General features: G+C 63.4%; 25 protein-coding genes and 1 tRNA gene. 13 read left to right on the top strand and 13 right to left on the bottom strand.

Going from position 1 to position 25,149, the window contains the following annotated elements; genetic code table 11:
* Positions 1-254: 254 nt before the first annotated feature.
* The 4 genes from secA to NCS67_RS11040 all read left to right on the top strand — a co-directional run bounded on the left by secA (position 255) and on the right by NCS67_RS11040 (position 5,776).
* Complete coding sequence (gene secA, locus NCS67_RS11060; protein WP_034471684.1) at positions 255-3,068, top strand: preprotein translocase subunit SecA; 2,814 nt, start codon at positions 255-257, stop codon at positions 3,066-3,068.
* 160 nt (positions 3,069-3,228) lie between these two features.
* Positions 3,229-4,470, top strand: a complete 1,242-nt coding sequence (argJ, locus tag NCS67_RS11050) for a bifunctional glutamate N-acetyltransferase/amino-acid acetyltransferase ArgJ (protein WP_239295170.1) — start codon at positions 3,229-3,231, stop codon at positions 4,468-4,470.
* A gap of 14 nt (positions 4,471-4,484) precedes the next feature.
* Positions 4,485-5,348: an ATP-binding protein gene (locus NCS67_RS11045; RefSeq protein ID WP_250435208.1), complete on the top strand. Its 864-nt coding sequence runs from the start codon at positions 4,485-4,487 to the stop codon at positions 5,346-5,348.
* Positions 5,345-5,776 (top strand): NUDIX domain-containing protein, encoded by a 432-nt coding sequence (locus NCS67_RS11040; RefSeq protein ID WP_284504072.1) that lies wholly within the window; start codon positions 5,345-5,347, stop codon positions 5,774-5,776. Before NCS67_RS11045 ends, NCS67_RS11040 begins: the two co-directional genes overlap by 4 nt.
* 6 nt (positions 5,777-5,782) lie before the next feature.
* Here NCS67_RS11040 and yacG read toward each other — a convergent pair whose 3' ends face one another.
* The 9 genes from yacG to NCS67_RS10995 all read right to left on the bottom strand — a co-directional run bounded on the left by yacG (position 5,783) and on the right by NCS67_RS10995 (position 13,532).
* Positions 5,783-5,974 (bottom strand): DNA gyrase inhibitor YacG, encoded by a 192-nt coding sequence (yacG, locus tag NCS67_RS11035; protein WP_008342966.1) that lies wholly within the window; start codon positions 5,972-5,974, stop codon positions 5,783-5,785.
* Between the two features lie 63 nt (positions 5,975-6,037).
* Positions 6,038-6,793 (bottom strand): cell division protein ZapD, encoded by a 756-nt coding sequence (gene zapD, locus NCS67_RS11030; RefSeq protein WP_008342965.1) that lies wholly within the window; start codon positions 6,791-6,793, stop codon positions 6,038-6,040.
* A gap of 171 nt (positions 6,794-6,964) precedes the next feature.
* Positions 6,965-7,570 carry a dephospho-CoA kinase gene (gene coaE / locus NCS67_RS11025; RefSeq protein ID WP_250435206.1) on the bottom strand — a complete coding sequence of 202 codons (606 nt, stop codon included), beginning with the start codon at positions 7,568-7,570 and terminating at the stop codon, positions 6,965-6,967.
* 21 nt (positions 7,571-7,591) lie between these two features.
* Positions 7,592-8,515 carry a prepilin peptidase gene (locus NCS67_RS11020; RefSeq protein WP_250435205.1) on the bottom strand — a complete coding sequence of 308 codons (924 nt, stop codon included), beginning with the start codon at positions 8,513-8,515 and terminating at the stop codon, positions 7,592-7,594.
* Between the two features lie 31 nt (positions 8,516-8,546).
* On the bottom strand, positions 8,547-9,752 hold the full coding sequence (locus NCS67_RS11015) for a type II secretion system F family protein (RefSeq protein ID WP_034471457.1): 1,206 nt from the start codon (positions 9,750-9,752) through the stop codon (positions 8,547-8,549).
* On the bottom strand, positions 9,749-10,918 hold the full coding sequence (locus NCS67_RS11010) for a GspE/PulE family protein (protein ID WP_250435203.1): 1,170 nt from the start codon (positions 10,916-10,918) through the stop codon (positions 9,749-9,751). Before NCS67_RS11010 ends, NCS67_RS11015 begins: the two co-directional genes overlap by 4 nt.
* 71 nt (positions 10,919-10,989) lie before the next feature.
* Positions 10,990-12,279 (bottom strand): HlyC/CorC family transporter, encoded by a 1,290-nt coding sequence (locus NCS67_RS11005; RefSeq protein WP_034471461.1) that lies wholly within the window; start codon positions 12,277-12,279, stop codon positions 10,990-10,992.
* Between the two features lie 143 nt (positions 12,280-12,422).
* A tRNA-Pro gene (locus NCS67_RS11000) sits at positions 12,423-12,499 on the bottom strand.
* 40 nt (positions 12,500-12,539) lie between these two features.
* On the bottom strand, positions 12,540-13,532 hold the full coding sequence (locus NCS67_RS10995; protein ID WP_008342955.1) for a polyprenyl synthetase family protein: 993 nt from the start codon (positions 13,530-13,532) through the stop codon (positions 12,540-12,542).
* A gap of 257 nt (positions 13,533-13,789) precedes the next feature.
* Between NCS67_RS10995 and rplU the strand changes: the two genes are divergently transcribed.
* The 4 genes from rplU (at position 13,790) to proB (ending at position 16,763) form a co-directional block, all read left to right on the top strand.
* On the top strand, positions 13,790-14,101 hold the full coding sequence (rplU, locus tag NCS67_RS10990) for a 50S ribosomal protein L21 (protein WP_008342953.1): 312 nt from the start codon (positions 13,790-13,792) through the stop codon (positions 14,099-14,101).
* Between the two features lie 25 nt (positions 14,102-14,126).
* On the top strand, positions 14,127-14,387 hold the full coding sequence (gene rpmA, locus NCS67_RS10985) for a 50S ribosomal protein L27 (RefSeq protein WP_008342952.1): 261 nt from the start codon (positions 14,127-14,129) through the stop codon (positions 14,385-14,387).
* Between the two features lie 146 nt (positions 14,388-14,533).
* On the top strand, positions 14,534-15,619 hold the full coding sequence (gene cgtA / locus NCS67_RS10980; protein WP_008342949.1) for an Obg family GTPase CgtA: 1,086 nt from the start codon (positions 14,534-14,536) through the stop codon (positions 15,617-15,619).
* A 25-nt stretch (positions 15,620-15,644) separates the two neighbouring features.
* Positions 15,645-16,763 (top strand): glutamate 5-kinase, encoded by a 1,119-nt coding sequence (gene proB, locus NCS67_RS10975; RefSeq protein WP_008342948.1) that lies wholly within the window; start codon positions 15,645-15,647, stop codon positions 16,761-16,763.
* A gap of 61 nt (positions 16,764-16,824) precedes the next feature.
* Here the strand turns inward: proB and NCS67_RS10970 are convergent, their stop codons facing one another.
* Both NCS67_RS10970 and NCS67_RS10965 read right to left on the bottom strand, forming a co-directional pair.
* Positions 16,825-17,388, bottom strand: a complete 564-nt coding sequence (locus NCS67_RS10970) for a CNP1-like family protein (RefSeq protein ID WP_033537265.1) — start codon at positions 17,386-17,388, stop codon at positions 16,825-16,827.
* A 149-nt stretch (positions 17,389-17,537) separates the two neighbouring features.
* Positions 17,538-18,182, bottom strand: coding sequence for an RNA pyrophosphohydrolase (locus NCS67_RS10965; RefSeq protein ID WP_008342943.1), 645 nt, complete (start codon positions 18,180-18,182; stop codon positions 17,538-17,540).
* Positions 18,183-18,403: 221 nt separating this feature from the next.
* Between NCS67_RS10965 and NCS67_RS10960 the strand changes: the two genes are divergently transcribed.
* Positions 18,404-20,140, top strand: coding sequence for a proline--tRNA ligase (locus NCS67_RS10960; RefSeq protein ID WP_008342941.1), 1,737 nt, complete (start codon positions 18,404-18,406; stop codon positions 20,138-20,140).
* Positions 20,140-20,739, top strand: a complete 600-nt coding sequence (locus tag NCS67_RS10955) for a MarC family protein (RefSeq protein ID WP_008342940.1) — start codon at positions 20,140-20,142, stop codon at positions 20,737-20,739. Before NCS67_RS10960 ends, NCS67_RS10955 begins: the two co-directional genes overlap by 1 nt.
* Before the next feature lie 45 nt (positions 20,740-20,784).
* Here the strand turns inward: NCS67_RS10955 and NCS67_RS10950 are convergent, their stop codons facing one another.
* Positions 20,785-21,336 (bottom strand): hypoxanthine-guanine phosphoribosyltransferase, encoded by a 552-nt coding sequence (locus NCS67_RS10950; RefSeq protein WP_008342939.1) that lies wholly within the window; start codon positions 21,334-21,336, stop codon positions 20,785-20,787.
* A gap of 124 nt (positions 21,337-21,460) precedes the next feature.
* Positions 21,461-22,828, bottom strand: coding sequence for a signal recognition particle protein (gene ffh, locus NCS67_RS10945; RefSeq protein ID WP_008342937.1), 1,368 nt, complete (start codon positions 22,826-22,828; stop codon positions 21,461-21,463).
* Between the two features lie 110 nt (positions 22,829-22,938).
* Here ffh and NCS67_RS10940 point away from each other — a divergent pair, with 110 nt between their 5' ends.
* From NCS67_RS10940 to ampD, 3 genes are read left to right on the top strand one after another with little or no spacing between them, the layout of a single operon-like run.
* Entirely contained in the window at positions 22,939-23,847 is a 909-nt protein-coding gene (locus tag NCS67_RS10940; RefSeq protein ID WP_008342934.1) for a cytochrome C assembly family protein, read from the top strand.
* 27 nt (positions 23,848-23,874) lie between these two features.
* Positions 23,875-24,213 carry a PP0621 family protein gene (locus NCS67_RS10935; RefSeq protein WP_034471463.1) on the top strand — a complete coding sequence of 113 codons (339 nt, stop codon included), beginning with the start codon at positions 23,875-23,877 and terminating at the stop codon, positions 24,211-24,213.
* A complete protein-coding gene (gene ampD / locus NCS67_RS10930) occupies positions 24,210-24,812 on the top strand; it encodes a 1,6-anhydro-N-acetylmuramyl-L-alanine amidase AmpD (RefSeq protein WP_051996471.1) in 603 nt (200 codons plus the stop codon). Before NCS67_RS10935 ends, ampD begins: the two co-directional genes overlap by 4 nt.
* Positions 24,813-25,149 lie beyond the last annotated feature (337 nt).

Raw genomic sequence — 25,149 nt, 5'->3', positions numbered from 1 at the left:
CGGAACGGTTCGATTGTACGCGAGGCGGCCCGTTGCTTCGGGCGGGGAAACGAGTTTCGCCCGAGCTTTCAGCGGGTTGACTGTCGCGTTCCGTCTACGCACGCGCGGGCACGCCGACGCAAGGTCTGCCAAACTCACATGCTAAAATTCCCGATTCGAATTTCACCTTATGGACTTAAGTCGCCGAGGTTCTCCGAGCCCGGACGCAGCTTTGTGCTGTGGCCGTCCGAAGCCGCGACGCAGACACTGATCCGATGACGACCGGTTTCCTTCAGAAGATTTTTGGCAGCCGCAATCAGCGGCTGGTCAAGCAGTATCAAAAGACCGTTGCGGCAATCAATGCCCTCGAGCCGACCGTCGAGAAGTATTCGGACGACCAGCTGCGCGCCAAGACCGATGAGTTCCGCCAGCGCGTCGCGGGCGGCGAATCGCTCGACGTGATCCTGCCCGAGGCGTTCGCGGTCTGCCGCGAGGCGAGCAAGCGCGTCCTGAAGATGCGCCACTTCGACGTGCAGCTCATCGGCGGCATGGTCCTGCATTACGGCAAGATTGCGGAAATGCGTACCGGCGAGGGCAAGACGCTCGTCGCGACGCTCGCCGCGTATTTGAATGCGCTGTCGGGCCGCGGCGTGCACGTCGTGACGGTGAACGACTACCTCGCCCAGCGCGATGCCGAATGGATGGCGCGCCTCTACAACTTCCTCGGTCTGTCGTGCGGCGTGAATCTGTCGCAGATGGAACACTCGCAGAAGCAGGAAGCGTACGCGGCGGACATCACGTACGGCACGAACAACGAGTTCGGTTTCGATTATCTGCGCGACAACATGGTCTACGAGACCAACGCGCGCGTGCAGCGGCCACTCAATTTCGCGATCGTCGACGAAGTGGACTCGATCCTCATCGACGAGGCACGCACGCCGCTCATCATCTCCGGTCAGGCTGAAGATCACACCGATCTCTACGTGCGCATGAACGCGCTGCCGCCGCTGCTCGAGCAGCAGATCGGCGAAGAGAAGGCCGACGGCACCGGCGTCGAAAAGCCGGGCGATTACACGCTCGATGAAAAAGCGCGTCAGGTGTTCCTGACCGAATCGGGCCACGAGAAGGCCGAGCGCCTGCTCGCCGAGTGGGGTTTGATCGGCGAAGGCGAGAGTCTCTACGCGCCGCAGAACATCACGCTGATGCACCACATCTATGCCGCGTTGCGCGCGCATACGCTTTTCCTGCGCGATCAGCACTACGTGGTGCAGAACGGCGAAGTCGTGATCGTCGACGAATTCACCGGCCGCATGATGACCGGCCGCCGCTGGTCGGACGGTCTGCATCAGGCGGTCGAAGCGAAGGAACACGTCCAGATTCAGGCCGAGAACCAGACGCTCGCGTCCATCACGCTGCAGAACTATTTCCGCATGTACTCGAAGCTGTCCGGCATGACCGGCACGGCGGACACGGAAGCCTACGAATTCAACGAAATCTACGGCCTCGAAACGGTCGTGATTCCGACCAACCGTCCGCCGAAGCGCGTCGACAAGCAGGATCAGATCTACAAGACGTCGAAAGAGCGTTACGACGCGGTGATTCGCGACATCCGCGATTGCGTCGAGCGCGGTCAGCCGACGCTCGTCGGCACGACGTCGATCGAAGCGTCCGAATTGCTGTCGCACCTGCTCACGCAGGCGGGCGTGAAGCACGAAGTGCTCAACGCGAAACAGCACGCGCGCGAAGCGGCGATCGTCGCGGAAGCGGGCCGTCCGGCCGCCGTCACGATCGCGACGAACATGGCCGGCCGCGGCACGGACATCGTGCTTGGCGGCAACGTCGAGAAGCAGGCGTCGTTCATCGAAGCGGATCTCTCGATCCCCGAGAACGAGAAAGCCGCGCGCATCCAGAAGCTGCACGACGAATGGCAGGCGCTGCACGATCACGTGAAGGCGGCGGGCGGTCTGCATATCATCGGCACCGAGCGTCACGAGTCGCGCCGTATCGACAACCAGCTGCGCGGCCGCGCGGGCCGTCAGGGCGATCCGGGTTCGTCGCGCTTCTATCTGTCGCTGGACGATCCGCTTCTGCGCATTTTCGCGGGCGACCGCGTGCGCGCGATCATGGATCGCCTGAAGATGCCGGAAGGCGAGCCGATCGAAGCAGGCATGGTCACGCGTTCGATCGAAGGTGCGCAGCGCAAGGTCGAAGCGCGCAACTTCGACATCCGCAAGCAACTGCTCGAATACGACGACGTCGCGAACGATCAGCGCAAGGTCATCTATCAGCAGCGTAACGAACTGCTCGAAGCGAACGACGTGCAGGAAACCATCGCGGCGATGCGTCAAAGCGTGATCGGCGACGTCGTGCGAACCTTCGTGCCGGCGGGCAGCATCGAAGAGCAGTGGGAAGCGCCGGAGCTGGAAGAAGTGCTGCGCAACGACTGGTCGCTCGATCTCGCGGTTCAGGAGATGATCAACGAGTCGAATTCGATCGACGCGGAAGAAATTTGCGAAGCCGTGCTCGCCGCCGCCGACGAAGCGTACGAAGCGAAGGTCGCGATGGTCGGCCGCGAATCGTTCAGCGCGTTCGAGCGCTCGATCATGCTGCAGACGCTCGATAGCCGCTGGCGCGAGCATCTCGCCGCGCTCGATCACTTGCGGCAGGGCATCCATCTGCGCGGCTATGCGCAGAAGAATCCTAAGCAGGAATACAAGCGCGAGGCGTTCGAACTGTTCGCCGCGATGCTCGACGCCGTGAAGCAGGAAGTCACGCGCGTCGTGATGAACGTGCAGATCCAGTCGCCGGAGCAGCTCGAAGAAGCCGCCGAGCAGTACGAAGAGAAAGGCAGCCATCTGGAAAACGTGTCGTTCACGCACGCGGATTTCAACGCGCCGGCCGCCGAGCCGACGCCCGCCGCGGCGGCGGCGAGCGCCACCGCGCAGATGGTCAGCCAGGCGATGGCCGCCGGCGACGACATCAGCGTGGCGACGCGTCCTTCGGACGACGTGCCGAAGGTCGGCCGCAACGACCCGTGCCCGTGCGGCAGCGGCAAGAAGTACAAGAACTGTCACGGCAAGCTGGTGTAATCGGCTCGTGACCTGACGAACAAGCGACGCAGCGATGCGTCGTTTGTCTTTGCAGCATCCATCCTTCACGGCGCCGGTTCGAATCCGCTGGCCGGCGTCAGTCTTTCATCATGTGCCGGTTCGATGAGCCGGCATTCGCCACTTTCAGCGAGACGCGAACATGGCCGTCAACTTCCCCTCGATCGATCCCGCAGCGCTTCATCCCGTCCCCGGCGTCACGCTCGGTTACGCGGAGGCGAACATTCGCAAGCCCAATCGCAAGGACGTGCTCGTCATTCGCGTCGATGAAGGCGCGAGCGTCGCGGGCGTTTTCACGCAGAATCGCTTCTGCGCCGCGCCGGTTACGGTCTGCCGTGAGCATCTCGCGGCGGCGGGCCAAGGCGGCAAGGGCATTCGTGCGCTCGTCGTGAATACGGGCAACGCGAACGCGGGCACCGGCGAGCCGGGCATGGCGCACGCGCGCGAAACCTGCGCGGAGCTCGCGCGTCTCGCCAATCTCGATGCGCAGCAAATCCTGCCGTTCTCGACCGGGGTGATTCTGGAGCCGCTGCCGATCGATCGCCTGAAGGCCGGTCTGCCCGCCGCGCTCGCGAATCAACAAGCCGCGCACTGGTTCGACGCCGCGCAAGCGATCATGACGACCGACACGCTGCCGAAGGCGGCGTCGCGCCAGGTAACGATCGACGGTCACGTCGTCACGCTGTCGGGCATCAGCAAGGGCGCGGGCATGATCCGCCCGAACATGGCGACGATGCTCGGCTTCCTCGCATTCGATGCGAACGTCGCGCAGCCGGTCCTCGATCAGCTCGTGAAGCACGTCGCGAATCGTTCGTTCAACTGCATCACGATAGACGGCGATACGTCCACCAACGATTCGTTCATCCTGATCGCGTCGGGGAAGTCGTCGCTGCCCCCGATCACATCGACGGATTCGCCCGCGTACGCCGCATTGCGCGACGCCGTGACCGAAGTGGCGCAGGAACTCGCGCAACTCATCGTGCGCGACGGCGAAGGCGCGACCAAGTTCATGACGATCACGGTGGAGGGCGGCCAGGACGCGGCGGAGTGCCGTCAGATTGCCTACGCGATCGGCCATTCGCCGCTCGTTAAGACCGCGTTCTACGCGTCCGATCCGAACCTCGGCCGCATTCTCGCTGCGATCGGTTATGCGGGCGTAACGGATCTCGATGTCGGCAAGATCGATCTTTATCTCGATGACGTGCTGGTCGCGAAAGCCGGCGGGCGCAATCCCGCGTACAAGGAAGAAGACGGCCAGCGCGTGATGAAGAAGAGCGAGATCCTGATTCGCGTCGTGCTCGGGCGCGGCGACGCGCAAGCGACCGTCTGGACCTGCGACCTTTCGCATGATTACGTGAGCATCAACGCCGACTATCGCTCCTGAACGCGGACAACTCGATGGATAAACTCGAACAATTTCTCACGCGCGCCGAAGCGGTGCTGGCGCGCATCGAAGGCATGTTGCCGCCCGCCGCGCCCGATATCGACTGGGAATCCGCGGTGGCGTTTCGCTGGCGCAAGCGTCAGGGACGCGGCTTCCTGCAACCCGTTTCCGCCATCTCGCAGATCTCGCTCGACGACCTTCAGAACATCGATCGTCAGAAATCGCTCATTCAGCAGAACACGCAACAGTTCGTGAAAAAGCTGCCCGCGAACAACGTTCTGCTGACGGGCGCGCGCGGCACGGGCAAGTCGTCGCTGATCAAGGCGTGTCTGAACGCGTATGCGAAGGACGGCTTGCGCCTGATCGAAGTCGACAAGGACGATCTGCATGATCTCGGCGATATTGTCGATCTGATCTCCACGCGGCCCGAGCGTTTCATCGTCTTCTGCGACGATCTCTCGTTCGAGGAAGGCGAGTCGGGCTACAAGGCGCTGAAGGTCGCGCTCGACGGCTCCGTCGCCGCGCAATCGGACAACGTGCTCATCTACGCGACGTCGAACCGCCGCCATCTGTTGCCCGAATACATGAGCGACAACGAGACGTACAAGCACACGTCCGACGGCGAGATTCATCCCGGCGAAGTGGTCGAAGAAAAGATTTCGCTTTCCGAGCGCTTCGGCCTTTGGGTCAGCTTCTATCCGTTCAAGCAGGACGACTATCTGTCGATCGTCGGACACTGGCTGAAGCACTTCGGCTGCGCCGACGCGGAAGTCGAAAGCGCACGCGGCGATGCGCTCGTGTGGGCGCTCGAACGCGGATCGCGCTCGGGCCGCGTGGCGTGGCAATTCGCGCGCGACTGGTCGGGACGCAAGCAATGACCGATGCGAATCCGGACATCGCGCCCGATGGCCGCAAGGTGACCGAAGTGGCCGTCGGCGTGATGCTGCAGCACGACGGGCGCTATCTGCTTGCGCAGCGGCCCGCGGGCAAACCGTATGAAGGTTACTGGGAGTTTCCCGGTGGCAAACTGGAGCCGGGCGAGAGCATCGAGGCGGCGCTCGGTCGCGAACTGCACGAGGAACTGGGCATCGATGTCACCGCGTGCCAGCTCTGGCGCACGCTGGAGCATGATTATCCCCATGCGTACGTGCGGCTTTTCTTCTGCAAGGTGACGGAGTGGAACGGTTCGCCGGTCGGCCGCGAAGGTCAGGCGATCGCCTGGCAGACGCTTCCCGTCGAGGTCGCGCCGCTCCTGCCGGCAGCCATTCCGATTCTGGAATGGCTCGAAGAGGAAGAGCGCGAATAACGGCGCTCAGTTGAGTCCGCCGCGATTGTCTTCGTCCGGCGGCGTTTCCTGCGAATTACCCGCGATCTTGTACTTCTCGGCCGCCCACGCGCCGAGATCGATCTGCTTGCAGCGCTCGGAACAGAACGGGCGAAAGCGGTTTTCGGGAACCCAGCGGACATCCTTGCCGCAGGTCGGACATTTGACGACAGTGGTCATGACGAATACGAATTGAGCCGGTTACGGACGATATTTGACCACATGAGGCCAAACCGTTCCGATTCAAAGGCTGCAAAGCGTCAGATGAAACGGCACGTCGACATCGACGGCGCGCGGTTTCAGATCGCCGTCCTGCACCGTGAAGCGCACCCACAGCATGTACTTGTTCGCGCTTGCTTCCGGAATCACGCGCGTGTCCGGTGAGACGCGCACTTGCATCAGCTGATACGTGCGGCCGGACAACATCTGCTGGTAGCTGCCCTGCATCGCCATGACTTTCGATGCCTGACCCGACTCACGCGCGAGCCGCAATACGATGGCCGCCGCGTCGCGCAACGCGAGCATCGGCATGACCCACTTCGCGATGTCCTGGCGGCGCTCCTCGACCGGCAACTGCTGCCAGGCGTAATACGACGGCAAATCGAACTTGCACGTTCCGCCGGGAATGATCGTGCGGCTGCGGATGCTCGCGAGCCATTCGTTGTCGGCGAGATGCTGGCCGGTCTTGCCGTGCATTTCGGTGAGGCCGGCGAGCGTCTGCTCGATTTCGCCGAGCACGGCTTCGAGCGCTTCCTGTTCGATGCCCGGATTGCCGCGAAACGGCGCGAGCGTTTGCCGCTGCCGTTCCAGTTCCTTCATGAGGTCGGCTTTGAGGTCCGTGCGGCCAGCGACTTCCGCGATCTCGAAGAGCGTCGTGAGTGCAACGTGATGTTCTCGCGCGTCTTCCTGAGTCAGAAAGAACGTGAAGCGCTCGAACAGGTCTTCGAGGCGCAGCAGCGTCCGGATTCGCTCGTTGAAGGGATACTCGTAAAGGATCAAGCGCGCTCGCCTCGGCGTGGGTCGGTTGCTTCCATGAGCGGAAGTGAGCACATTCTAATGCCGCATCCTCACCCTAGCAAATCGGGCCATATTCGGGCGCCGAATGGCTCGTTTCGGCGGAAAACGGGGAACTTTTCGACGATTTCGCTAACTCAGGCGATCGCCGTCGCGTCATGCGGACGCAAGCGAAAGATAACGGCCGTGCAGTGTTTCGACTTGCTGCGCGAGCGTGTCGAGCGTGGCGGTTTCATCGTTGAGCACGATGTCGTCGGCAGCCGCGAGACGCGCTTCGCGAGACGCCTGCTTCGCGATGATCGCGAGTACCTGTTCGCGCGTGAAGCCGTTGCGCCGCATGACGCGAGCGATCTGCGTCTCGAGGGGGCAATCCACCACGAGCACGCGCGACACGCGGCTCGCCCATTCACCGGACTCGACGAGCAAGGGCACCACGACGATGTGATACGCGCCCTGCGCCGCGAACCGCTGGCGTTCCGTCTCGGCGCGAATCAGCGGATGCACGATGCCTTCGAGGCGCGCCTTCGCGGTGTCGTCGGCGAAGACGAGCGCGCGCATCTTCGCGCGATCGAGCGAGCCGTCCGCCGCGATGAATCCGTCGCCGAATTCGCTCGCGATGAGCGGCATCGCGACGCCGCCCGGCGCCGTGATTCGATGCGCGATCACGTCCGTGTCGATCAGCGGCACGCCGCGCGCTGCGAAGAGATCAGCGACCGTGCTCTTGCCGCTGCCGATGCCGCCGGTAAGACCAATGCTGAACATCCGTTGCTCCGTTCGGTTCGATCAACCTAACAATGCATAAAGCGGCGTGCCGATGAAAATCGTGATCGCGCCGCCCGCCGCGAGAAACGGTCCGAACGGCAACGGCTCTTCGAAACGCATGCGCTTGCGCCACGTCGCCACGATGCCGAACGCGGCGCCCGCGACGGCCGCGATCAGAAGCACTTGCGCGAGCGCCGACCATCCGAGCCACGCGCCGATCGCGGCGAGCAGCTTGAAGTCGCCGTAGCCCATGCCTTCCACGCCGCGCACGAGCTTGAAGAGCCAGTACACGCACCACAGGAACAGATAGCCTGCGACTGCGCCCGTCACGGCGTCGTGCAGCGTCGCGAATCCGCCTTCGCCGAAATTGACGAGAAGCCCGGCCCAAAGCAAGGGCAGCGTCAGCACATCGGGAAGATAGCGTGTGTCGTAGTCGATGAGCCCTGCCGTCAGCAAGGCCGCGCATAGACCGAACGCGGCCAGCGCGGGCCACGTGGGACCGAACGCGTAAAGCGATAGCGCCGCCAGCGCGCCGGTCGCGAGTTCGGTCAGCGGATAGCGCGGGCTCACGCGTGCGCCGCATGCCGAGCAACGTCCGCGCAGGGCCAGATAGCTGATGACGGGAATGTTTTCCCACGCGCGCAGCACGTGCTTGCAATGCGGGCACGCGCTGCGCGGCACGGCGAGATTGAAGCGCTCGGGATAGGGATCGGCGGCGGCGAATTTGGTGGCATCGGACGCCTCGGGAATGGCTGCGTCGACTTCCGCGCGCCACGCGCGTTCGAGCATGACGGGCAGACGATGCACGACGACAGTAAGAAAACTGCCGATCACGAGGCCGAACACGATGGCGAACCCGTACTGCACGGCCACGGGCAGCGCCGCGAACGCCGCCAGATAGCGGCTCGCGAAATGCGCGGCGGTCGGATCGAACGAAGGCTGCATGATGGACGAACGGTTGCTTTGGCCCGCGATGCTACACCACGTTGCCGAGCTGAATGACAGGAAGATACATCGCGATGACAAGGCCGCCCACGAGCGCGCCCAGCACCGCGATGACGATCGGCTCGCAAAGACTCGCGAAGCCGCCGATGCGCTCGTCCACCTGGCGGTCGGCGAGCGTGGCTAGATCGAGAAGCATCGCATCGAGCGAGCCTGATTCTTCGGCGACGGCGATCGGCTGCACGACGTCCTGCGGAAAGCATCCGACGGCGCGCATTGCGGCCGCGAGACGCTCGCCGTTGTGCAGGCGCGCGGCGATGTCGACGGTGGCGCGGTCGAACACGCGGTTTCCTGTGGCATGCGTGAGTGAGTTGAACGCATCCGACAGCGGCGTGCCCGCCGAGAGCAGCGTGCCGAGCGCGCGGCTCCATCGCGCGACCGCGAGCGAGCGCAGCAGCTTGCCTGCAAGCGGCAGGCGCAGCGCGGCGTGATCGGCGGCGGCGCGTGCATCGGGCGAACGCTTCATCCAATTCCATCCGATGAATACCGCAGATGCGGCTGCAATCCCGAACGGCACGCCGACATTCGCGACGCCATCCGAAAGCGCGAGCACGAAACGCGTCGGCGCGGGCAGCGCGGCGCCGAAGCCGTCGAAGATCGTCTTGAAGGTCGGCACGACGCCAATCAGCAATCCCGCCGTAATCGCGAGCGAAAGCAGCAGCACCATCACGGGATAGGTGAGCGCGGCGCGCAATCTGGCCCGTTGCGACGCCGCCCGCTCGCGGTCGTCGGCGAGGCGGGCGAGCACCGTCGGCAACGCACCCGCGACTTCACCGACCGAAACCAGCTGGCAGTACAGCGTGCCGAACGCAGCCGGATGCCGTGCCAGCGCGCCCGAGAATGGCACGCCGCGCGTGATATCGCGGGCCAGCGCGCGCACGATGCGCGGCATTCCGCTGGCGGACGCGCTGCCGGCGAGCAATTCGAGCGCGCCGACGAGCGGCAGTCCCGCGCGCAGCAGGCCGGCGAGCTGTCGCGTGAAGACGGTCACGTCGGCGGTCCTCGCTTTGGGCGGCGGCGCGGCGCCGAGCGTTTCGAGCAGGGTGACGATCACGCCTTCGCGCCGCAGCGACGCGCGGGCCGCGAGTGCGTCGGCGGCGATGATCTTTCCCCGCATCGGCTGGCCTTCGCTGTCCATGCCGCGCCACGCGAAGCGCAGTTCGAGCGCGTCGTTCATCATTCGATCTCCGTCGCGTCGACTGCTTCGGCGACGCTCGTTACGCCTTCGCGCACGCGCGCGAACGCCGCATCGCGCAACGCGGGCATGCCTTGCGCCTGCGCCGCGCGCGCGATCGCATGCGTCGCGGCGCGCGAGACGATCAACTCGCGCAGTTCATCCGATACCGGCATCACCTGGTGCACGCCGACGCGCCCGCGATAACCGACGCCATGACACGCCGGACAGCCGCGCGGCTCGAACGGATGAAACCCGTCCGCGAGCGCCAACGCCGACGGCGCGCGGCAGAACTCGCACAGCTTGCGCACGAGCCGTTGCGCGGTGACGAGCTTGAGCGCCGACGCGAGGTTGTAAGGCGCGACGCCGATATCGATGAGACGCGCGATCGCGGCGGGCGCATCGTTCGTGTGCAAGGTCGAGAGCACGAGATGGCCCGTTTGCGCAGCCTTCACCGCGACGTCCGCCGTTTCCGCGTCGCGTATTTCGCCGACCATGATGACATCCGGATCCTGACGCATGAACGCGCGCAGCGCCACGGCGAAGGTCAGTCCCGCCTTTTCGCGCACGCTCACCTGATTGATGCCCGCAAGTTGAATTTCGACAGGATCCTCGACCGAGCACACGTTGCGGGCTTCCGCGTTGAGCATCTGGAGGAAGCAGTAGAGCGATACGGTCTTGCCGCTGCCGGTCGGGCCGGTCACGAGGACGAGACCGTGCGGCACGCGAATCGCCGATTCGACCGCGCGGCCTTGCGCGTCGTCGAGACCGAGCGAGGCGAGCGAAAGGTCGGGCGGCAGCGCTTCGAGCCGCCGCAGCACGAGTTTTTCGCCAAAGAGCGTCGGCAGCGAATTGACGCGATAGTCGCCGATCCGCCCGCCCGGCAGATTCAGCCGCAGCCGGCCGTCCTGCGGCACGCGCCGCTCGGCGATGTCCATTCGCGCCAGCACCTTGATCCGCGTGACGAACGCATCGCGCAAATGGGGCGGCGGGCGCTTCAATACGTGCAACGCGCCATCGACGCGCAGCCGGATGCGCCATGCGTGCTCGGACGGTTCGACATGGATATCGGACGCGCCGCGCTCGGCGGCTTCGCGCAAGGTGTCGGTGAGCAGCGAGACGGCGGGCGTCTCGTGGTCGGATGGCGTTTCGCGGAAGGAAGGGGAAATCATGGCGTCGGCGGTCGAGTCGAGATGATCCGATGATCCCGTCCTCGGCCGCCGGCGCACAGTCGTCCGAATGGCTAACGCAGCGCGTGTCGCGTGCCTTCGGGCGGGCGGAAAATCTTGACGGTTCGGATCGCCTGATCGTCGCTGCGCATCACTTCGAAGGTCACGCCCGCGATCTGCACCGAAACGTCGCCGTCGGGGATGTCTTCGAGCGTTTCGAGGATCAGGCCGTTGAGCGTTTTCGGGCCGTCCGTCGGCAGCGACAGATGCAGCCAGCGGTTCAGTTCGCGCAACGGCATGCTGCCCGCCACGATGCACTCGCCGCTCTCGTCCCAGCCGCCGCGCGAGCCGGCGCCGCGCGGAATCGTCGTCGTGAATTCGCCGATCAGCTCTTCGATGATGTCTTCCGGCGTGACGAGGCCCTGCAATTCGCCGTACTCGTCGACCACGATCGCGATACGGTGGCCGCTTTCCTGGAAGTACTGCAATTGCTGGAAGACAGGCGTGCCCGCGGGCACGAAATACGGTTCGGTGAGCAGTTCGCGCAGCGTGTCGCGCTCGAGTTCCTGGTTGTGCAGTGCCGAGAGCGTCTTGCGCACGTGCAGAATGCCGAGCACGCGATCGATGTCGCCCTGAAAGACGACCAGCTTGTTGTGGTAGCACGTCTCGAGCTGGTGCAGGATCTGTTCGAAGGGCGCGTCGAAGTCGAGCGCTTCGATGCGCCGGCGCGGGATCATCACGTCATCGACGGTGATGTTCTCCAGATCGAACAGATTGAGCAGGATGCTGCGGTGCTTGGTCGGCATGAAGCTGCCCGTTTCCAGCACGATGGTGCGCAACTCTTCGGGCGAGATCCGCTGATCGCGCTTGCCCTTCGTGTTGATGTGCAGTGCGGCGAGGATCGCGTTGGCGAACAGATTGACGAACCAGATGAGCGGCCGCGCGACGCGCATGAGCGGCGCGAGCACGAGGCTCGCCGGCAGCGCCACTTTCTCGGGATACGTCGCGCCGACGATCTTCGGCGCGATTTCCGCGAACACGATGATCAGGAATGCAATGACGCCCGTCGTGATCGACAGGACGAGGTTGTTATGGCCGAAGGTGCGCAGCGCGATGGATGTCGTGAGCACCGGGATGATCGTGTTGATCAGGTTGTTGCCGATCAGGATGACCGAGAGAAGCTGATCGGTCTTCGCGAGCAGGCCTTGCGTCGTGCGGGCGCGTAGCGATCCTTGGCTCGCCAGATATTTCAGGCGATGGCGATTGAGCGCCATCATCGACGTTTCGGAGATCGAGAAGAAGCCGGAAAGGAAGAGAAGCAGAAAAATGGCGCAAATTTGCGCCCATAAGGGAAGGTTGTCCACGCGGTGATCGAGTAGGGGCGGAGATGGGAGGCAATATAGCAGACGGGCCGGCAAGCTCGCCCTCGGCCTTTCGGCCAGCGTACGCGGTTTTGCCGCCGGAAATAAAAAACCCGCATGGCGAACCATGCGGGTTTTTGCAATTCTGGTCGGGGTGAGAGGATTCGAACCTCCGGCCTCTACGTCCCGAACGTAGCGCTCTACCAGGCTAAGCTACACCCCGAATTTGACCAACTTGGACTCTTACGCTGCTTCAGTCTCGTTCAAGACTGCCGTGACGTCGAGTAAGAACATAATTCTAGCAGGCTATCTTTGTAGATGGAAGAGGGAAATGAAGAAATCGCATTTGCCGCTGCCTGAGCTTCCTTGCGCGCGCATTCCAGCGTGTGATCGAGCGCGCCGGACGTCGTGATTGCGTGGAAGATCGTGTCGAAGCGATCCGTGCCGCCTTGCTCGATCGCCTCGCGTGCGAGGGCCGCCTGGTCCGGCGTTCCGTGCTCCATCAAATAAATGAGCGGCAGGGTGGGCTTGCCTTCGCGCAGGTCGTCGCCGGCGTTCTTGCCCATCGATTCGGGCGTGCCGGTGTAGTCGAGCCAGTCGTCCATGATCTGGAACGCCGTGCCGATGCGCCGGCCGAACTCCGCCGCCGCCGCTTCGGTCCGCGCATCCGCACCCGAAAGCACCGCGCCGAGCTGCGCCGCCGCTTCGAACAGCTTCGCCGTCTTGTAGCGGATCACCTGCATGTAGCGTGCTTCGTCCACGTCCGGATCGTGCATGTTGAGCAGTTGCAGCACTTCGCCTTCGGAAATGATGTTGGTCGCGACGGACAGGATTTCCATCACGCGCATCTTGCCGACGCTCACCATCATCTCGAACGAGCGCGAATACAGGAAGTCGCCGACCAGCACGCTCGCCGCATTGCCGAACAGCGCGTTCGCGGTCTTGCGGCCGCGGCGCAAATCCGATTCGTCGACGACGTCGTCGTGCAGCAGCGTCGCCGTGTGGATGAACTCAACCACCGCCGCCAATTCGTGACGATGCCCGGTCGTGTCGCCCAGCGCGCCCGAGACGAGGAGCAGCAGCGCCGGCCGCAGCCGCTTGCCGCCCGCGCCGATGATGTACTCCGAAATCTGGTTGATCAGCATCACTTCTGATGCCAGGCGCTGCCGGATGACGCGATTGACCTGCTGCATGTCCTCGGCGATCGGGGCGAGCAGCGCGGCGGCGTTGGGAGAGGAAGTGGCGGTGGACGACATGATCGGCAAAAAGGGTAATCCGGCGGATTATAAGGCGAATCCGACAGACGCCGGGTGGTCCGGTGTTCCGACTCGCGCAATGTCGGCGAATTTCGGCTGCGATTCGCTTCGTTTTCGCCGAGGTTCGGAGCCGGATCGCGCGTTGCGCTGCCCGCGCGGGCATCGTCACGGCGCTTTGACGTCGAGCGTAACTCTATGTATAATCGCGTGTTTTCCCCGCGTGGTGCGTGGAAAAAGAATTCTGAGTGAGGTTCTCAATGTACGCGGTCATAAAAACCGGCGGCAAGCAGTACAAAGTTGCCGTTGGCGAAAAACTTAAAGTAGAACAGATACCGGCAGACATTGACGCTGAAATCACGCTCGACCAGGTTCTCGCAGTAGGCGAAGGCGAATCGATTCAGTTCGGTACGCCGCTGGTCAGTGGGGCTTCCGTCAAGGCTACCGTCGTGTCCCAAGGTCGTCACAAGAAAGTGACCATCTTCAAGATGCGCCGCCGGAAGCACTACCAAAAGCACGCTGGCCATCGCCAGAACTACACCGAACTGCGCATCGACGCGATCAACGCGTAAGCGCATCGGTTAAGGAGCTAAGCAAATGGCACACAAAAAAGCAGGCGGGTCTTCCCGCAACGGCCGCGACTCCGAGAGCAAACGCCTCGGCGTGAAGGTGTACGGCGGCCAGGCAATCAACGCAGGCGGCATCATCGTTCGCCAGCGCGGCACGCGCATGCACCCGGGTGAGAATGTCGGCATCGGCAAGGATCACACGCTGTTCGCGCTGGCCGACGGTCACGTCAAGTTCGTGACCAAGGGCGCTGCGAAGAAGCACACGGTCGTCGTCGTCCCGGCAGCGTAAGTTTTACGCACGGGCTTCAGGACCGAAGAAATGGCCCCGCGAAGTTCGCGGGGCCATTTTTATTTGGTGCGGTCAAAAATTGGTTATGAGTGACCGGCCAGGTCGGTCACGGCAAAATAGAGCGAATACACGGGACGGAGCAACGCATGAAGTTCATTGACGAAGCGAGGATCGAAGTCATCGCCGGCGACGGAGGAGATGGCAGCGCGTCGATGCGCCGCGAAAAGTTCGTCCCGTTCGGCGGACCGGACGGCGGCGACGGCGGGCGCGGCGGCAGCGTCTACGCGGTCGGCGACCGCAACATCAACACGCTGATCGACTACCGGTTCTCCAAGAAGCATCAGGCGCGCAACGGCGAAAACGGCCGCGGCGCGGATTGCTACGGCAAGGGCGGCGACGACATCACGCTGCGCATGCCGGTCGGCACGATCATTTCGGATCAGGAAACGGGCGAGATCATCGCCGATCTGACCGAGCACAATCAGCAGGTCTTGATCGCGAAGGGCGGTGCGGGCGGCCTCGGCAACCTGCATTTCAAGTCGAGCACGAACCGCGCGCCGCGTCAGAAAACCGACGGCAAGCCGGGCGAGCGCCGCATGCTCAAACTCGAGCTGAAAGTGCTCGCGGATGTCGGTCTGCTCGGCATGCCGAACGCGGGCAAGTCCACTTTCATCTCGTCGGTGTCGAACGCGCGGCCGAAGATCGCGGATTATCCGTTCACGACGCTCGCGCCGAATCTCGGCGTGGTGCGCGTCGGGCCGAGCAAGAGCTTCGTGATCGCGGACATTCCGGGTCTCATCGAAGGCGCGGCGGAAGGCGCGGGCCTCGGGCATCGTTTCCTGCGGCACTTGCAGCGCACGGGCGTGCTGCTGCATCTCGTCGACATGGCCCCGTTCGATGAAAACGTCGATCCGGTCGCGGAAGCGAAGGCGATCGTCAACGAACTGCGCAAGTACGACGAGCAGCTTTACGAGAAGCCGCGTTGGCTCGTGCTGAACAAGCTCGACATGGTGCCGGAAGACGAACGCGAGGCGCGCATCGCCGATTTCGTCGAGCGCTTCGAATGGGACGGTCCGGTCTACGAGATTTCGGCGTTGACCGGTCAGGGCTGCGAGGCGCTCACCTACGCGATCTACGATTACATCTCGCAGCATTCGGACGCATCGCGCGCGGCTGAAGCGGAAGATCTGGCCGCCGACGTGCGCTTCCGCGACGACGAAACGAAGGAATAAAGCAACCACGAGGAGAAAGCGCACGATGCGTTCGGTCATCGCCGCTGCGAAGCGAATCGTAGTGAAAGTAGGGTCGAGCCTCGTCACCAATGACGGTCGCGGGCTCGATCATGCGGCAATCTCGCGCTGGGCGTCGCAGATCGCGGCGCTGCGCGAACAGGGCAAGGAAGTCGTGCTCGTGAGTTCGGGCGCGATCGCGGAAGGCATTCACCGGCTCGGCTGGACAAAGCGACCGCGCGAAATCGACGAATTGCAGGCGGCGGCCGCGGTCGGCCAGATGGGTCTCGCGCAAGTCTACGAAAGCAGCTTCGGCGCGCACGGCATCCGCACCGCGCAGATTCTGCTCACGCACGCCGATCTCGCTGATCGCGAACGCTATCTGAACGCGCGCTCGACGCTGCTCACGCTGCTGCGCCTGGGCGCCGTGCCGATCATCAACGAGAACGACACCGTCATCACCGACGAAATCAAGTTCGGCGACAACGACACGCTCGGCGCGCTCGTCGCGAATCTGATCGAAGGCGATGCGCTCGTCATTCTCACCGATCAGCGTGGCCTGTTCACCGCCGATCCGCGCAAGGACCCGAACGCGACGCTCGTCGAGCAAGCCGACGCCGGCACGCCCGAACTCGAGCAGATGGCGGGCGGCGCGGGTTCGAGCCTAGGACGCGGCGGCATGCTGACCAAGATTCTCGCTGCGAAGCGTGCCGCGCACAGCGGCGCGAACACGGTCATCGCGAGCGGCCGCGAAGCCGATGTGCTCACGCGCCTCGCATCGGGCGAGATGATCGGCACGCAACTCATCGCGCGCACCGCACGCATGGCGGCGCGCAAGCAGTGGATGGCGGATCACTTGCAGGTGCGCGGGCATGTCGTCATCGACAAGGGCGCGGTCAACAAGCTCACCGCCGACGGCAAGAGCCTTTTGCCGATCGGCGTTATCGACGTGAAAGGCGCCTTCGATCGCGGCGAAGTAATCGCGTGCGTCGACGATCAAGGGCAGGAAGTCGCGCGCGGCATCACGAACTACAGCAGTTCGGAGGCGCGGCTGATTCATCGGCGGCCGAGCGGCGAGATCGAATCGGTGCTCGGCTACATGCTGGAGCCGGAACTGATCCATCGCGACAATCTCGTGCTCGTCTGAAACGAAAACGCCCGCTGAATCAGCGGGCGTTTTCACATCGTCACGCCGACGCGCGGCGCAATCAGCGCAGATTGATCACGCTTTGCGTGCGCTTGTATTCCATGTTGTTGACGATCTGTTTCGCGGTGCCGACGGGCAGCTTGCTCGTGCAGAAATAATCCTGATAGAGCGCCGCCTGATACGCGTTCAGCTCGCCGTTTTCGATGCGCTTGAAGTCGAATGCGGAACCTTGATCCCAGCCGTTCTGATCGTCGTTGATGCTCGCGTAGCGACGCCATTCGTAGGTGTCGCAACGAATGCCTTCATAGTTGACGTTGCGCGCGCCCGCCGGACTTGTCGCGACGATCACGTAACGAATGACGCCATCCTTGCCGACCGTGAGCGTGGTCTTGTCGACGGCGAACGTGAGCGGCGTGTTCTGCGACACGTTGAACGCGACCAGATTCGATGCCTGCGGCAGCGGTGGCATCGTGTCGATTTTTTCTTCGGTCCAGTTCGGCTTGCGGTCGAGCAGATAGGTGAACACGCCGTCGTCCTGCGTGGACGGCGCCTTGTTGCTGGAACAGCCGGCGAGCACGGCGAGCGCTGCCGCGGATGCCGCGATTACCGCGAGTGAGGCATTCACTTTCAATTGGGTCTTCCCGGAAACATGCGCGCGGGCTTCATGCGCCCGCCCGGCGGAACAAAGCGAGATGGCACGGCGAGAAGTTCGCCGTGCCATCGATCGCAATCGAGTTGAGTGTCAAAGTGCTCGAAGCGTTGCAGTGCCCGGATTCACGATGAGCGCTGCACGATCACATGCACTTCTTCGCTGACCGTGCATTCTGCCTGAACTGCCGCGCCGGAGGCAGTAACGGCAGGAGCTTCGATCGTCATCGTCTGGACGACGCGTGGATAGCGCGGTCCGTGATGCGCGGCTCGCTCGCCGCGTTCACCGCGGGAGTTGGTACGCCGCAGAAAGCGGGACAGCTCGGATAGAGCCATTTGATAAACGTCGCGCTTGAACTCGATGACCGCATCCAGCGGTACCCAATACTCGTTCCAGCGCCAGGCATCGAATTCCGGATGGTCCGTCGCGCGCAGGCAGATGTCGCAATCGCGGCCCACCATGCGCAGCAGAAACCAGATCTGTTTCTGACCGCGATAATGTCCGCGCACCTCGCGCTTGATGAACTTGTCCGGCACCTCATAACGCAGCCAGTCGCGCGTGCGACCGACAACTTTTACATGCTCCGGTAGCAGGCCGGTTTCTTCGTGTAACTCCCGATACATCGCTTGCACAGGGGTCTCACCGTATTTGATGCCCCCTTGCGGAAACTGCCAGGAATGTTCACGCAGCCGCTTGCCCCAAAACACTTCGTTGCGCGCGTTCAAGAGGATGATGCCGACGTTCGGGCGAAAGCCTTCACGATCCAGCATACAGCCACCTTCAAATCCTTTAAAATTGCTTTGATTATAAACAGTTATTGGCCTCGACGCACTGGCACGAACCCCAATTCGGGGCATCCGTGTGAATGTCTTTGCCAGAGCATCCGGCAGGCGGCAAAATCTTCTTTTCTCGCCGGTCGTTCCGTCGTTCACCTTGATCCGCCTGCTTCGGCGCTGTCCGCTCCGAAGCGCGCCGCATTTGGAAAATTTGAATGAAAGCATCCCGTTTCTTCATCGGCACCCTGAAGGAAGCTCCCGCCGACGCCGAGATCGTCAGCCACAAGCTGATGATGCGTGCAGGCATGATCCGCCGCGTCGCGGGCGGCATCTACGATTACATGCCGATCGGTCTGCGCTCGGTGCGCAAGGTCGAGGCCATCGTGCGTGAAGAGATGAACCGCGCGGGCGCGCTCGAATTGCTGATGCCCGCCGTGCAGCCCGCCGAACTGTGGCAGGAGTCGGGCCGCTGGGAGCAATACGGCCCGGAACTGTTGCGTTTCAAGGATCGCCACGAGCGCGATTTCGTCATGGGCCCGACGCACGAGGAAGTCGTGACGGACATCGCGCGCCGCGAGATCAAGAGCTATCGCCAGTTGCCGGTGAACTTCTATCAGATTCAAACGAAGTTCCGCGACGAAATCCGCCCGCGCTTCGGCGTGATGCGCGGCCGCGAATTCATCATGAAGGACGCCTATTCCTTCGATAAAGACCTCGACGGCCTCGCAGAGTCGTATCGCAAGATGTACGAAGCCTACGTGCGCATCTTCACGCGCATCGGGCTGGAGTTCCGCGCGGTCGCGGCGGACAACGGTTCGATCGGCGGCAGCGGTTCGCATGAATTCCACGTGATCGCCGATACGGGCGAGGATGACATCGCGTATTGCCCGAGCTCGGACTTCGCGGCGAACGTCGAAGCCGCCGATGCGCTGCCGCTCATCGCGCAACGCGCCGCGCCGACCGAAGAACTGAAGAAGACGCCCACGCCCGGCGCCGCGAAGTGCGAGGCGGTCGCGCAGCTTCTGAACATTCCGCTGGAACGCACGATCAAGTCGATCGTTCTCGCGACCGACAACGAAGGCGCCGAACCGACCATCTGGTTGCTGATGCTGCGCGGCGATCACTCGCTCAACGACATCAAGACGGGCAAGCTGCCGGGCCTGAAGGGTTATCGCTTCGCGACGGAAGCCGAGATCGTCGAATGGTTCGGCACGCCGCCGGGCTACCTCGGTCCGCTCAACACGAAGAAGCCGGTGCGCGTGATCGCGGACCGCACGGTCGCGAACATGAGCGACTTCGTCGTCGGCACGAACGAGGTCGATTACCACACGACCGGCGTGAACTGGGGCCGCGATCTGCCCGAGCCGGAAGTCGCGGACATTCGCAATGTCGTCGCGGGCGATCCGTCGCCGGACGGCAAGGGCACGCTCGAAATCTGCCGCGGCATCGAAGTGGGTCACGTGTTCCAGCTCGGCACGAAGTATTCCGATTCGATGGGCGCGACCTTCCTCGACGAAAACGGCAAGCCCGCGCCGATGCAGATGGGCTGCTACGGCATCGGCGTGACGCGCGTGCTGGGCGCGGCAATCGAACAGAATTTCGACGACAAGGGCATCATCTGGCCGGAAGCCATTGCGCCGTTCGAAGTCGTGATCTGCCCGATGGGCTACGACCGCAGCGACGCCGTGCGCGAGCAGGCCGACAAGCTGTACGCGACGCTGCAGCAGGCCGGCATCGACGTGATTCTCGACGATCGCGGCGAGCGTCCGGGTGTGATGTTCGCGGACTGGGAATTGATCGGCGTGCCGCATCGCATCGTGATCGGCGATCGCGGGCTGAAGGAAGGCAAGCTGGAATATCAGGGCCGCCGCGACGCGGAAGCCACGCTGCTGCCGGTCGATGAAGCCGCCGATGTCGTCGTCGGGAAAGTGCGGGCCGCGCTCGCGAAGTAATGCAGTACAACTTCCTGTCGGCGACGATCCTGCTGCTGCTGATCACCGATCCGCTCGGCAATATCCCGATCTTCATCAACGCGCTGCGCGGCGTCGCCAAAGAGCGGCGCCGCGTGGTCGTGCTGCGCGAAGTGGCGATCGCGTTCGTCATTCTGCTGGTGTTCATGCTGGCGGGCGATCGCTTCCTGCGCGCGATGAACCTCACCGATGTCTCGTTGCGCATCGCGGGCGGCATCGTGCTGTTTCTGATCGCGCTGCGCATGATCTTTCCGCATCCGGACGGCGCGATGGGCGGCGATTCGCGCGGCGGCGAGCCGCTGATCGTGCCGCTCGCGATTCCGGCGCTGGCGGGGCCATCGGCGCTCGCGACGGTGATGCTGCTGACGTCGCAGGCGCCCGGCAAAATGTTCGAATGGATAGGCGCGCTCACGGTGACGATGATCGTCTGCGCGATCGTGCTGATTCTCGCCGAGAAGATTCAGCAATGGCTCGGCGAGCGCGTGGTGACGGCTTTCGAGCGTTTGATGGGGCTTGTCCTTGTCGCGATTTCCGTCGAGATGATGCTCACGGGCATACGCACTTTCGTGCATCAGCTATGAAAAAAGCGGCCCGCGGGCCGCTTTTCTTTTGAATACGGGCGGCGATCACGCCCCTTCCGTCAACGCCCGGATCGTCGGCAGATTACGCCAGTAACCCTTCGCGTCCATCCCGCAGCCGAACACGTAACGATCCGGCACTTCGAATCCGCAAAAATCCGGACGCAGCGGCTTCGCCTTCGGGATGATCTTCTCGCACAGCACCGCGGACAGAAACGTCTTCGCGCCCATCGCCATGATGCGATCGCGGATCGCGGCCATCGTTTCGCCTTCGTCGAGAATATCGTCGAGCACGAGCACCACGCGATCCTTCACCGATTCCGCCGGCGCGACGCGCCACTGCATCTCGCTGCCGCCCTTGATGGCGTTGCGATAGCGCGTCAGGTGGATGTAATCGAACTCGAGCGGGAAGTCGAGATGCGGCAGCAGCATGCCGGTGAACACGGCCGCGCCCCCCATGACCGAGAGCACGAGCGGGAAGTCGTCTTTCGTCGCAGCCTTGATGGCCGTGGCCATCTTGCCGATCGATGCGTTGACTTCGTCAGCCGTCACGATCTCTTCTGAGTGGCTGAAAATATGGAGGGCTTCTTCGCGATTCATAAGGGGAAGCGGGAAAGGCTGACTTCTAAGTGTGGAAAAAAACGGCGGCGTGCGCCATATGATAAACCCGCGTTTCTTTCGAGTCGGACGCCCGAAGAGAACGCGGGTTCAATAAAAGTGCGGGTCAGCGCATGCCGGGCAGCATGCCCTTCATGCCGCGCATCATCTTTTGCAGGTTGCCGCCTTTCAGCTTCTTCATCATGCCGCGCATCTGCTCGTACTGGTTGAGCATGCGGTTCACCTCCTGAACGTGCACGCCCGCGCCCGCGGCGATACGGCGTTTGCGCGCCGCCTTGATGAGCTCCGGCTTCGCGCGTTCCTGCAGCGTCATCGAATTGATGATGCCTTCCATGCGGCGCATCTGCTTTTCCGCGTTGTTCATGTCCGCGCCTTGCGCGGCCTGCTGAAACTGCGCGGGCAGCTTGTCCATGAGTGACGAAAGGCCGCCCATCTTCTTCATTTGCGAGAGCTGCGCCTTGAAGTCGTTCAGATCGAAGTCGCCGCCTTTCTTGACCTTGTCGGCGAGCTTCTGCGCGGCCTGGCTGTCGACGCCGCGTTGCGCTTCCTCGACGAGCGCGAGAATGTCGCCCATGCCGAGAATCCGGTTCGCCATGCGATCCGGATGGAAGACTTCGAGGCCGTCGAGCTTTTCCGCGACGCCGACGAACTTGATCGGCTTGCCGGTGACGTTGCGCACCGAAAGCGCCGCGCCGCCGCGCGAATCGCCGTCGAGCTTGGTGAGCACGACGCCGGTGAGCGGCAGCGCGTCGTTGAACGCCTTCGCGGTGTTGACCGCGTCCTGCCCCAACATGGCGTCGACGACGAAGAGCGTTTCAGCGGGCTTGAGCAGCGCGTGCAGCTCGCTGATTTCCTTCATCATCGCTTCGTCGATACCGAGACGGCCGGCCGTATCGACGATCACCACGTCGTGATAGTGCCGCTTCGCCCAGTCGATCGCCGCGCGCGCGATATCCGCGGGCTTCTGATTCGCTTCCGACGGGAAGAAGTCGGCGCCGACCTGTTCCGTCACCGTCTGCAACTGACGGATAGCGGCGGGGCGATACACGTCGACGGAAACGGTGAGGACCTTCTTCTTGCTCTTTTCGCGCAGCAGCTTGGCGAGCTTGCCGGTCGTGGTGGTTTTGCCCGCACCCTGCAGACCGGCCATCAGGATCACGGCGGGCGGCGCGACCGCCAGATTCAGCTCGGCTGCCTTGCCTTCGTAATCGCCGCCGATCACGGCCGTCAGTTCCTTCTGAACGACGCCGACGAGCGCCTGACCCGGCGACAGGCTCGACAGCACTTCCTCGCCGAGCGCCTTTTCCTTCACCTTCGCGATGAACTCGCGCACGACCGGCAGCGCGACGTCGGCCTCGAGCAGCGCGAGACGCACTTCCCGCAACATCTCTTGCGTGTTGGCCTCGGTGAGCCGGGCTTCGCCGCGCAGCGTCTTGACGACGCGGGCCATCCGTTGAGTCAGGTTATCGAGCATGGGAAACGGTAGTGAATGCGGCCCCTTTTCAGCGCAAAACGACGTAATCGCCCCGCGTTGCCGCAAGGGAGAAAACGTCGTGATTCAAGGGCCTAGTGTAAACTTCGAACATGGATATTGTACTGTATGCCCTCACTGCGCTTCTCTATGGCGGACTCGCCGTAGCGGGCTGGCGCGCGCATCGCCACACGGCCGTGGAGCCGGCGCTGGCCGGCGTGCCTCCGGGCATCGCATCGCCGGCGGCGGCCAAAAAATCGCCGGACATGGGCGGATTGGGCCGCGCTCTATTATTAGTAGCGTTGCTCGTGCACGGCCTCCTGCTGCACACGACCATCTTTCCCCAGAACGCGATGATCTTCGGCTTCGCGTTCGCGCTCTCCGCGATGTTCTGGCTCGGCGCGGGCATCTACTGGATCGAGAGCTTCTTCTTTCCGCTCGACGGCCTGCGCCTGCTCGTATTGCCGCTCGCGTGCATCGCGTCGCTGTTGCCGCTCGTCTTCGGCGGCGTGCGCGTGCTGTCGTATTCCGCCGCGCCGATGTTCAAGCTGCATTTCCTGATCGCGAACATCGCGTACGGACTCTTCGCGATCGCCGCGCTGCACGCCGTGCTCATGCTGATGCTCGAACGCCGCCTGCAGCGCATGCGCGGCCTCGCGACGCGTCATACCGGCAATGGCTGGCTCGCGAGCTGGCTCGACACGCTGCCGCCGCTTCTGACGCTTGAAAAGCTGCTGTTCCGCCTGATCGCGGCGGGCTTCGTGCTGCTCACGCTCACGCTCGTGTCGGGCATCGCGTTCAACGAGCAACTGGTCGATCGCGCGCTGCGCTTCGATCACAAGACCGTGTTCGCGTTCGTCTCCTGGTTGATGTTCGGCGCATTGCTCACCGCGCGCCGCCTCTCCGGATGGCGCGGACGCGCCGCGTTGCGCTGGGTGCTGGCGTCGTTCGCCGCGCTGCTGCTCGCGTACGTCGGCAGCCGCTTCGTGTTCGAAGTGCTGCTGCATCGCGCGGTCGTCTGAGCGTCTGAATCTATCGGCATTGAATCGATGCGAAATTTCTTCTTTCTGATCGTCCTCTTTTTCCTGTGCCAGTGGCTTCTGAAGAAGCTGCGCCGCGCGAACGAGCGCGCGCAGCAGGGCGACGCGCCAGCCGGCGGCGCGACCGCGGGCGGAGCGCATGACGCACGCCGCGCCCGCAGTGGCAACGGTCATGGCAACGGCGCGGCCGCGAGCGCGCCGCAACTCGCCGATCCGCTCATCCGTTGCGCGCAGTGTGGCGTGCACACGCCGCGCAGCGAATCGATCATCGTCGCGGGCGAGCGCTTCTGCTGCAGCGATCACGCGCGCCATTACGCGGCCCGTCCGACCGGACGCGACGCACGATGAACACCAACGTCGTCAGACAGCGCGATCCGCATATCGACGCGCAAGGCTGGTTCACGCACGCGACGCGCCTGCCGTCGCCGAACTTCGAGGCGCGTCCGGGCGACGCGGTGCCGACGCTCATCGTCGTGCACAACATCAGCCTGCCGCCCGACGATTTCACGACGAACGCCATCGCCGATTTCTTCCTCAACAAGCTCGATCACGACGCGCATCCGTACTTCGATCATCTGCGCGGCATGCGCGTGTCGGCGCACTTCGTGATTCGTCGCGGCGGCGCGATCGAGCAGTTCGTCTCCTGCGACGAACGCGCGTGGCACGCGGGCGTCTCGTCGTTCTGCGGGCGCGAGCGCTGTAACGACTTCTCGATCGGCATCGAGCTCGAAGGCAGCGATCGCGTGCCCTTCGAAGACGCGCAGTACGACGCGCTCGCCGCGCTCGTGCGAGTCGTGGTGAAGCGCTATCCGATCGACGCAGTAGCGGGTCACTCGGACATCGCGCCCGGCCGCAAGACCGATCCGGGCCCGCATTTCGAGTGGTCGCGTCTGCGTCACGGCAGCGCGCTGCCGCCGTCGTTCTTTCCGTTTCAATCCAACATCTGAGCGCTGCGTAAGGTCTTTCTCGTTGCGGCGCAGCAGCGTCGCGCGCGAGGCCTTGTCGCGCTTTGCTATAGCAAAAGTCAACCCCGCTGCCGCAGACTCAGGGCAAATAAAACTTTTTGAGACTGCGATGTTGTCCACTATACTTGGTGCCGACAGACGTACTTTGCACTAGATCTTGTGTTGTTGACGCGGCGCCCGCTCCAGTGAGCCGGCGCCGTCGGCTTTCCGGCGTAGAAGAAGTTTGGCTGGCCCGGGGCGATGCGCGCGACGGTTTCTCTTTGCGAGGAGAGAGGCGTCGGGCGCGTCGGGCGCCAGCGAGCAGCACCGTGAAGAAGGC

This window comes from Caballeronia sp. ATUFL_F2_KS9A (assembly GCF_023630765.1).
GTDB classification, from domain to species: Bacteria; Pseudomonadota; Gammaproteobacteria; order Burkholderiales; family Burkholderiaceae; genus Caballeronia; species Caballeronia zhejiangensis.
Note: the sequence above shows the minus strand (reverse complement) of the source record. Positions and strands in the feature narration are given on the sequence as shown.

Coding starts and splice junctions, on each gene's coding strand:
- NCS67_RS10965 (WP_008342943.1), bottom strand. CDS start 18,182: ATGCTGGATCGTGAAGGCTTTCGCCCGAACGTCGGCATCATCCTCTTG.
- NCS67_RS10940 (WP_008342934.1), top strand. CDS start 22,939: ATGGATATTGTACTGTATGCCCTCACTGCGCTTCTCTATGGCGGACTC.
- argJ (WP_239295170.1), top strand. CDS start 3,229: ATGGCCGTCAACTTCCCCTCGATCGATCCCGCAGCGCTTCATCCCGTC.
- NCS67_RS11020 (WP_250435205.1), bottom strand. CDS start 8,515: ATGCAGCCTTCGTTCGATCCGACCGCCGCGCATTTCGCGAGCCGCTAT.
- ampD (WP_051996471.1), top strand. CDS start 24,210: ATGAACACCAACGTCGTCAGACAGCGCGATCCGCATATCGACGCGCAA.
- coaE (WP_250435206.1), bottom strand. CDS start 7,570: ATGTTCAGCATTGGTCTTACCGGCGGCATCGGCAGCGGCAAGAGCACG.
- NCS67_RS10955 (WP_008342940.1), top strand. CDS start 20,140: ATGCAGTACAACTTCCTGTCGGCGACGATCCTGCTGCTGCTGATCACC.
- NCS67_RS10995 (WP_008342955.1), bottom strand. CDS start 13,532: ATGTCGTCCACCGCCACTTCCTCTCCCAACGCCGCCGCGCTGCTCGCC.
- NCS67_RS10960 (WP_008342941.1), top strand. CDS start 18,404: ATGAAAGCATCCCGTTTCTTCATCGGCACCCTGAAGGAAGCTCCCGCC.
- NCS67_RS11045 (WP_250435208.1), top strand. CDS start 4,485: ATGGATAAACTCGAACAATTTCTCACGCGCGCCGAAGCGGTGCTGGCG.
- NCS67_RS11010 (WP_250435203.1), bottom strand. CDS start 10,918: ATGATTTCCCCTTCCTTCCGCGAAACGCCATCCGACCACGAGACGCCC.
- cgtA (WP_008342949.1), top strand. CDS start 14,534: ATGAAGTTCATTGACGAAGCGAGGATCGAAGTCATCGCCGGCGACGGA.
- rplU (WP_008342953.1), top strand. CDS start 13,790: ATGTACGCGGTCATAAAAACCGGCGGCAAGCAGTACAAAGTTGCCGTT.
- NCS67_RS11015 (WP_034471457.1), bottom strand. CDS start 9,752: ATGATGAACGACGCGCTCGAACTGCGCTTCGCGTGGCGCGGCATGGAC.
- NCS67_RS11040 (WP_284504072.1), top strand. CDS start 5,345: ATGACCGATGCGAATCCGGACATCGCGCCCGATGGCCGCAAGGTGACC.
- NCS67_RS10935 (WP_034471463.1), top strand. CDS start 23,875: ATGCGAAATTTCTTCTTTCTGATCGTCCTCTTTTTCCTGTGCCAGTGG.
- rpmA (WP_008342952.1), top strand. CDS start 14,127: ATGGCACACAAAAAAGCAGGCGGGTCTTCCCGCAACGGCCGCGACTCC.
- yacG (WP_008342966.1), bottom strand. CDS start 5,974: ATGACCACTGTCGTCAAATGTCCGACCTGCGGCAAGGATGTCCGCTGG.
- proB (WP_008342948.1), top strand. CDS start 15,645: ATGCGTTCGGTCATCGCCGCTGCGAAGCGAATCGTAGTGAAAGTAGGG.
- secA (WP_034471684.1), top strand. CDS start 255: ATGACGACCGGTTTCCTTCAGAAGATTTTTGGCAGCCGCAATCAGCGG.
- NCS67_RS10950 (WP_008342939.1), bottom strand. CDS start 21,336: ATGAATCGCGAAGAAGCCCTCCATATTTTCAGCCACTCAGAAGAGATC.
- ffh (WP_008342937.1), bottom strand. CDS start 22,828: ATGCTCGATAACCTGACTCAACGGATGGCCCGCGTCGTCAAGACGCTG.